The following is a 5,063-nucleotide window of genomic DNA, read 5'->3' on the forward strand; positions in this document are numbered from 1 at the left end:
GGCAGGAAGCTGACCCCGGCAAACATCATCAGCAGGCACTGGTTGATGGTCAGCGCGTTCAGCAGGGGATAGGGTGTGCCGCGCACCAGCGCTGCCGCCCACAGCAACGACCCGGCCACGAACAGCGTCCCCGCCTGACGCCGGGAGGCCCGGGGCAGGGTGCGGAACAGCCGCAACGTGGCCAGCCAGGCCAGTATCGCGGCCGGCCAGATCGGCCAGCCAAACAGGTTGCAGGCCACGCTGAGCGTCAGCATGGCCAGAATCAGGACGCTCGACGGCCTCATGCAGACGGTGAGTCGAGCCGACCGCGCAGGCGAACGTAACGATAGGCCGTGAAGGCCAGGGCGCCAGCTGCCAGGATCTCGGCGCCGACCAGCACCGAACCGCCGCCCTTGGTCACGATCATGATGCCCTGGACGACGTAGAGCACGCCCAGCGCCGTCAACCAGATGTGGCCCCGTCGGCGCTGCATCAGCAGTGTCGGCAGGAACAGCACCAGCGGCAGGATCCTCACCAGTAGCGCGGCGAACTGCGCGTGCTGCTGGACGTAGTGCCAGATGCCGCTGATCACCAGCAGCGCCAGCAGCGCCGAGTAGGCGATCCACACGCCGCGCCGGGCGGTGTCGAGGGCGCCGACATCACGCTGTCGGGAAGGGCGTTCGTTCATGGGCGCGCGTTCCGCATCGAGGCGAGTGCCAGGGCCAGCTCGGCAAGTCGTCGTCCCTGGGCGACCGCCAGCCTGCGCTCGTCGGCGTCGACTTCGCGATCGGCATTGGGGCCGGCCAGATGGCTGGTACCGTAGGGTGTCCCGCCACTCTGGGTACTCAACAGCGTCGTTTCGCTGTAGGGCACGCCGGCGTAGACCATGCCGTGGTGCAGCAACGGAATCAGCATGGTCAGCAGGGTACTCTCCTGGCCGCCGTGCAGGCTGGCCGTCGACGTGAACGCGGTGGCCGGCCGGTCGACGAGTGCCCCGTTCATCCAGAGCCCGCTGGTGGTGTCGAGGAAATACTTGAGCGGCGCGGCCATGTTGCCGAATCGGGTCGGACTGCCCAGCGCCAGGCCCGAACACTGGCGCAGGTCCGCCTCCTCGACGTAGATCGCCCCCTGGTCGGGAATCTCGGGGGCGGTGGCCTCGCAGACCGGCGAGACCGCTGGCACGGTACGCAGTCGCGCCTCGATGCCGGAGACGCTCTCGACGCCGCTGGCCAGCTGTTCAGCCAGGGTTCTCGTTGCCCCCTGGCGCGAGTAGTAGAGCACCAGCACGTAGGGCAGTGTCGGGCCGCTGGAGGCCGTATGATCGGTCATGACTTCTCCTCGAAGGGACGGACCTCGAAGGGCGGCTTGCTCTCAAGGCGTTGATTAGATCAGTTGCAGGACAGCCTGCGGCGGGCGCCCGATGACCGCATATTCGCCGTCATCCGCGATCGGTCTCTGCATCAGACGGGGATGCTCGACGATGGCGTCGATGATCTGTGCCTGAGTCGGGTCATCGATACCTCGTGCCCGCCACTCCGATTCGTCACGCCGCAGCATCTGATCGGCGTCGTCGCCCAGCCGCCTGGCGAGGCCTTCCAGCTGTGCACGGGTCAGCGGGTCATCGAGATAGCGGCGTTCGATGAACTCGATGCCTCGAGAGGCCAGAAGTGCCAGGGCTTCGCGTGATTTGGAGCAGCGCGGGTTGTGGTAGAGCGTGAGCGTTGACATCGGTACGGCAGAACCTTCTATGGCGGTGCGACGCATTTCGCGAGTGCCGCGCGGGGTATTGACGGCCGTCGATCGACGCGGGGCAGCGCAACGGTGTGGAGTCGGCATTGTAGCGGCTGATGGACCTGGGCCTCAATTGCCGCCGGCAAAGACACGCCCGCTCGGCTACTCCGGCAGACGCTTGTAGACCCAGGCCGTCGTGCCGTCCGCCAGCTTGACGCTCTCCCGCGTGTAGCGAACGCCCAGCCGCTCGTAGCGATCCAGCGCCCTGAGCGCGGCCGGGGTGACGGTCAGCACCTCGCCGCGTACCTCGCCATCCGGCTGCGGGCGTATGTCCAGGTCCTGTTTCCGATATCCCTTCAGCGTCGCCTCGCGTGTCTCGACCGGCGTGCCCATGATGATCCAGCGCAACCCGTCGTGGCGGAGTGTCCCGTAGACGAACACGTCCTGCTCGGCAATTCGCTCATCGATGATGGCGGTCTCGGCGGGGTGGTAGCCGTAGGGGCTCATGAAGGTGTACCAGAAGCCGCCGGCGGCGAGGAGCGCCGCGACAATCAGCAGAATCGACAGCCACTTGGCGAATCGTCGCATCATTGACAACCCTGCTCTGCGTGATGGAATTCGAGGAACATGGCTGTCAGCTTACCTTAAGACGCGGGTGTCGCACGCAGGCACGGTTGCGAAGACGTCATTGAGGAGGATCCTGAACCGCGTGCTAGCATTCGAAGTCGAAGCGTCAACGATGTCAGCGACGGAGGAGCGCCATCATGAGTCACGCTGCCAACGACTTCCAGGCATTCCGCGAGGCCTTGGGTACCGATGTACAGCCACTCAGCAAGGGGCGGGACAAGGCCGCGGTCACCAGGCCCCAGACGCCACCCTCCGATGCCCAGCTCGCGCGTCGCGAGAGTGCCCAGCAGGCCCGCGACGACGAACGGGACTTCCTGTCCGACCAGTTCGTCGACCTGGTCGGTGCGCACGATCCGATCGAGTTTCGTCGCGACGGCATCCAGATCGGCGTGCTCGAGCGGTTGCGCCATGGCGGCTATCCCGCCGAGGCGCGACTGCACATCATGCGCATGCCGGTCATCGAATGTCGCCGCGCCGTGTTCGGCTTTCTCCGCGATGCCTACGAACACGATCTGCGCACTGTTCTCGTCGTCCACGGTCGCTCCCGCGAGGACGACGGCCACCCCAACATCGTGCGCTCCTATCTCGGCCACTGGCTCCGGCAGTTCGAGCAGGTTCAGGCCTTCAGCTCCGCGCCGGCGCAACAAGGGGGGATCGGGGCGACTTTCGTGATGTTGCGCAAATCGGAGCGAGCCAGATCGCGCAATCGGGAACGTCAGCAGAAGCGCCGGGGCTGACGCCAACGCGGGCCCCGGCTGCCGCCGGGGTCGCTGGCTCGATTCCCGGAGAGGGTCAGCGCTCCCGAAGGCGACGGGCGAACAGCGGCTCGTTCAGGTCCACGGCGGGCTGATAGCTGACGCTGAAGGCGGTGAGCGCCTTGAGGGCCGACTCGAGTTCCTGATCCTCACGCAGCGCCAGGGCGTCGAAGCCGCAGCGCGTCATGTAGTAGAGCTGATCGATCAGCACGTCGCCGATGGCACGCACCTCTCCGGCATAACCGAAGCGTTCCCGCAGCAATCGTGCCAGCGTGTAGCCGCGGCCATCGGTGAACGCGGGGAAGTCGATCGCCACCAACGCGGCTTTCTCCAGCGCCGCCGCCAGTTCCGGCGTCAACTCGGTGTCGCTCGGCAGCCAGGGCGCCAGATCGTCTCGATCCGCATGCCGTTGCCACAGGGCGAGCGGCACGATGGCGGGACGGCTCTCCGGCAGGTTTTCCGCATCGCGGGAGAGCACCCAGGTATCGGTGACCGGTTTGCCGAGCTTGATCAGCGCACTCGTGGCGGCGACGGTCTCCGGCGCCTCTTGAAGTTCCTGTTCAGGCTGCATAGACCCGCTCCTTGAAAGCCTGGTGACCGACACGGCGATAGGTATCGAGGAAACGCTCTTCGTCCAGGCGCTTCTCGACGTAGACCTGCAGAACCTTGTCGATGACGTCCGGGACATCCTCGCGATAGAAGGAGGGGCCCAGAATCTTGCCCAACGACACGTCGTCGTCGGCATTGCCGCCCAGCGAGATCTGATAATACTCCTCGCCTTTCTTGTCGACGCCGAGGATGCCGATATTGCCGACATGGTGATGCCCGCAGGCGTTCATGCAGCCGGAAATATTGAGATCGATCGGACCCAGGTCATACAGGAAATCGAGGTCCTCGAAGCGCTCCTGAATCGCCTGGGCGATCGGGATCGAGACCGCGTTGGCCAGCGAGCAGAAATCACCGCCCGGGCAGCAGATGATGTCGTTCAAGGTGCCCACCGTGGGGTTGGCCATGCCCAGGGCGTCGAGCTGCTGCCACAGCGCCTCGATCTCGTCGACGGGCACGTCCGACAGCACCAGGTTCTGCTCGTGGGTGACCCGCAGCTCACCGAAGCCGAAGGTCTCCGCCAGATCCGCCACCGCATCCATCTGATCCGCGGTGATATCGCCCGGAGCCGCCTCGCGACGTTTCAACGACAGCGTGACCGCCTTGTAGCCCGGTACCTTGTGATCCATGACGTTGTTGGTCACGAAGCGGGCGAAGGCTCGGTTGTTCTGCCGCAGCTGTTCATAGGCAGCGATCGCCGACTCGGCGACCGGACGACGCGCCGGCTCGGGAAAGTGCGTCCTGGCTTCGTCCACCGCCCCCTCGTTCAAGGTCTGCGGGCCATCCTTGAGATGGGCCCACTCTGCCTCGACGCGACGGGCGAACTCTTCGACGCCCAGCGCCTTGACCAGAATCTTGATCCGCGCCTTGAACTTGTTGTCGCGACGGCCGAACTGGTTGTAGACGCGGACGATGGCTTCGAGATAGGTCAGCAGGTGCTGCCAGGGCAGATCCGCACGTACCACCTCGCCGATCATCGGCGTACGCCCCATGCCGCCGCCCGCGAGCACGCGGAAGCGCAGCTCGCCGGCGTCGTTCAAAAACAGTCGCAGGCCGATGTCATGAACATGAATCGCGGCGCGATCCTCGGTGGCACCGGTGACCGCGATCTTGAACTTGCGCGGCAGATAGGCGAATTCCGGATGCAGGGTGGACCACTGGCGAATCAGCTCGCACCAGGGGCGCGGATCGACCACTTCATCCTTGGCGATGCCCGCGAACTGATCGCTGGTGGTGTTGCGAATGCAGTTGCCGCTGGTCTGGATGGCGTGCATCTGGACCTTGGCCAGGTCCGCCAGGATATCGGGCACGTCCTCCTGCGCCGGCCAGTTGAGCTGCAGATTCTGGCGGGTAGTGAAGTGGCCG

7 protein-coding genes and 1 pseudogene are annotated in these 5,063 nt (G+C 65.4%); 1 reads left to right on the top strand and 7 read right to left on the bottom strand.

Annotated elements, in window-relative coordinates; all coding sequences use genetic code 11:
* The 5 genes and pseudogenes from AC3AYF_RS14160 to AC3AYF_RS14180 all read right to left on the bottom strand — a co-directional run.
* Positions 1–284: pseudogene (locus tag AC3AYF_RS14160) on the bottom strand (hypothetical protein); the annotation flags it as partial.
* Positions 281–667: a DUF2069 domain-containing protein gene (locus AC3AYF_RS14165; protein ID WP_295037280.1), complete on the bottom strand. Its 387-nt coding sequence runs from the start codon at positions 665–667 to the stop codon at positions 281–283. The pseudogene AC3AYF_RS14160 and the gene AC3AYF_RS14165, both read right to left, overlap by 4 nt.
* Positions 664–1,308, bottom strand: coding sequence for an NAD(P)H:quinone oxidoreductase (gene wrbA, locus AC3AYF_RS14170; RefSeq protein WP_295037278.1), 645 nt, complete (start codon positions 1,306–1,308; stop codon positions 664–666). The genes AC3AYF_RS14165 and wrbA overlap by 4 nt, the downstream gene beginning before the upstream one ends.
* Before the next feature lie 54 nt (positions 1,309–1,362).
* Positions 1,363–1,707: an arsenate reductase (glutaredoxin) gene (gene arsC, locus AC3AYF_RS14175; RefSeq protein WP_295037275.1), complete on the bottom strand. Its 345-nt coding sequence runs from the start codon at positions 1,705–1,707 to the stop codon at positions 1,363–1,365.
* 165 nt (positions 1,708–1,872) lie between these two features.
* Positions 1,873–2,301, bottom strand: a complete 429-nt coding sequence (locus AC3AYF_RS14180) for a gamma-glutamylcyclotransferase family protein (protein WP_295037274.1) — start codon at positions 2,299–2,301, stop codon at positions 1,873–1,875.
* 173 nt (positions 2,302–2,474) lie between these two features.
* Between AC3AYF_RS14180 and smrA the strand changes: the two genes are divergently transcribed.
* Positions 2,475–3,074 (top strand): DNA endonuclease SmrA, encoded by a 600-nt coding sequence (smrA, locus tag AC3AYF_RS14185; RefSeq protein WP_295037272.1) that lies wholly within the window; start codon positions 2,475–2,477, stop codon positions 3,072–3,074.
* A gap of 55 nt (positions 3,075–3,129) precedes the next feature.
* Here the strand turns inward: smrA and AC3AYF_RS14190 are convergent, their stop codons facing one another.
* Positions 3,130–3,663 (bottom strand): DUF934 domain-containing protein, encoded by a 534-nt coding sequence (locus AC3AYF_RS14190; protein WP_295037270.1) that lies wholly within the window; start codon positions 3,661–3,663, stop codon positions 3,130–3,132.
* The coding region (locus AC3AYF_RS14195) for a nitrite/sulfite reductase (RefSeq protein WP_295037268.1) at positions 3,653–5,063 on the bottom strand (1,411 nt) is incomplete at its 5' end. The genes AC3AYF_RS14190 and AC3AYF_RS14195, both read right to left, overlap by 11 nt.

It is taken from the genome of Salinicola sp. (genome assembly GCF_982684285.1).

Coding starts and splice junctions, on each gene's coding strand:
- AC3AYF_RS14180 (WP_295037274.1), bottom strand. CDS start 2,301: ATGATGCGACGATTCGCCAAGTGGCTGTCGATTCTGCTGATTGTCGCG.
- smrA (WP_295037272.1), top strand. CDS start 2,475: ATGAGTCACGCTGCCAACGACTTCCAGGCATTCCGCGAGGCCTTGGGT.
- wrbA (WP_295037278.1), bottom strand. CDS start 1,308: ATGACCGATCATACGGCCTCCAGCGGCCCGACACTGCCCTACGTGCTG.
- arsC (WP_295037275.1), bottom strand. CDS start 1,707: ATGTCAACGCTCACGCTCTACCACAACCCGCGCTGCTCCAAATCACGC.
- AC3AYF_RS14165 (WP_295037280.1), bottom strand. CDS start 667: ATGAACGAACGCCCTTCCCGACAGCGTGATGTCGGCGCCCTCGACACC.
- AC3AYF_RS14190 (WP_295037270.1), bottom strand. CDS start 3,663: ATGCAGCCTGAACAGGAACTTCAAGAGGCGCCGGAGACCGTCGCCGCC.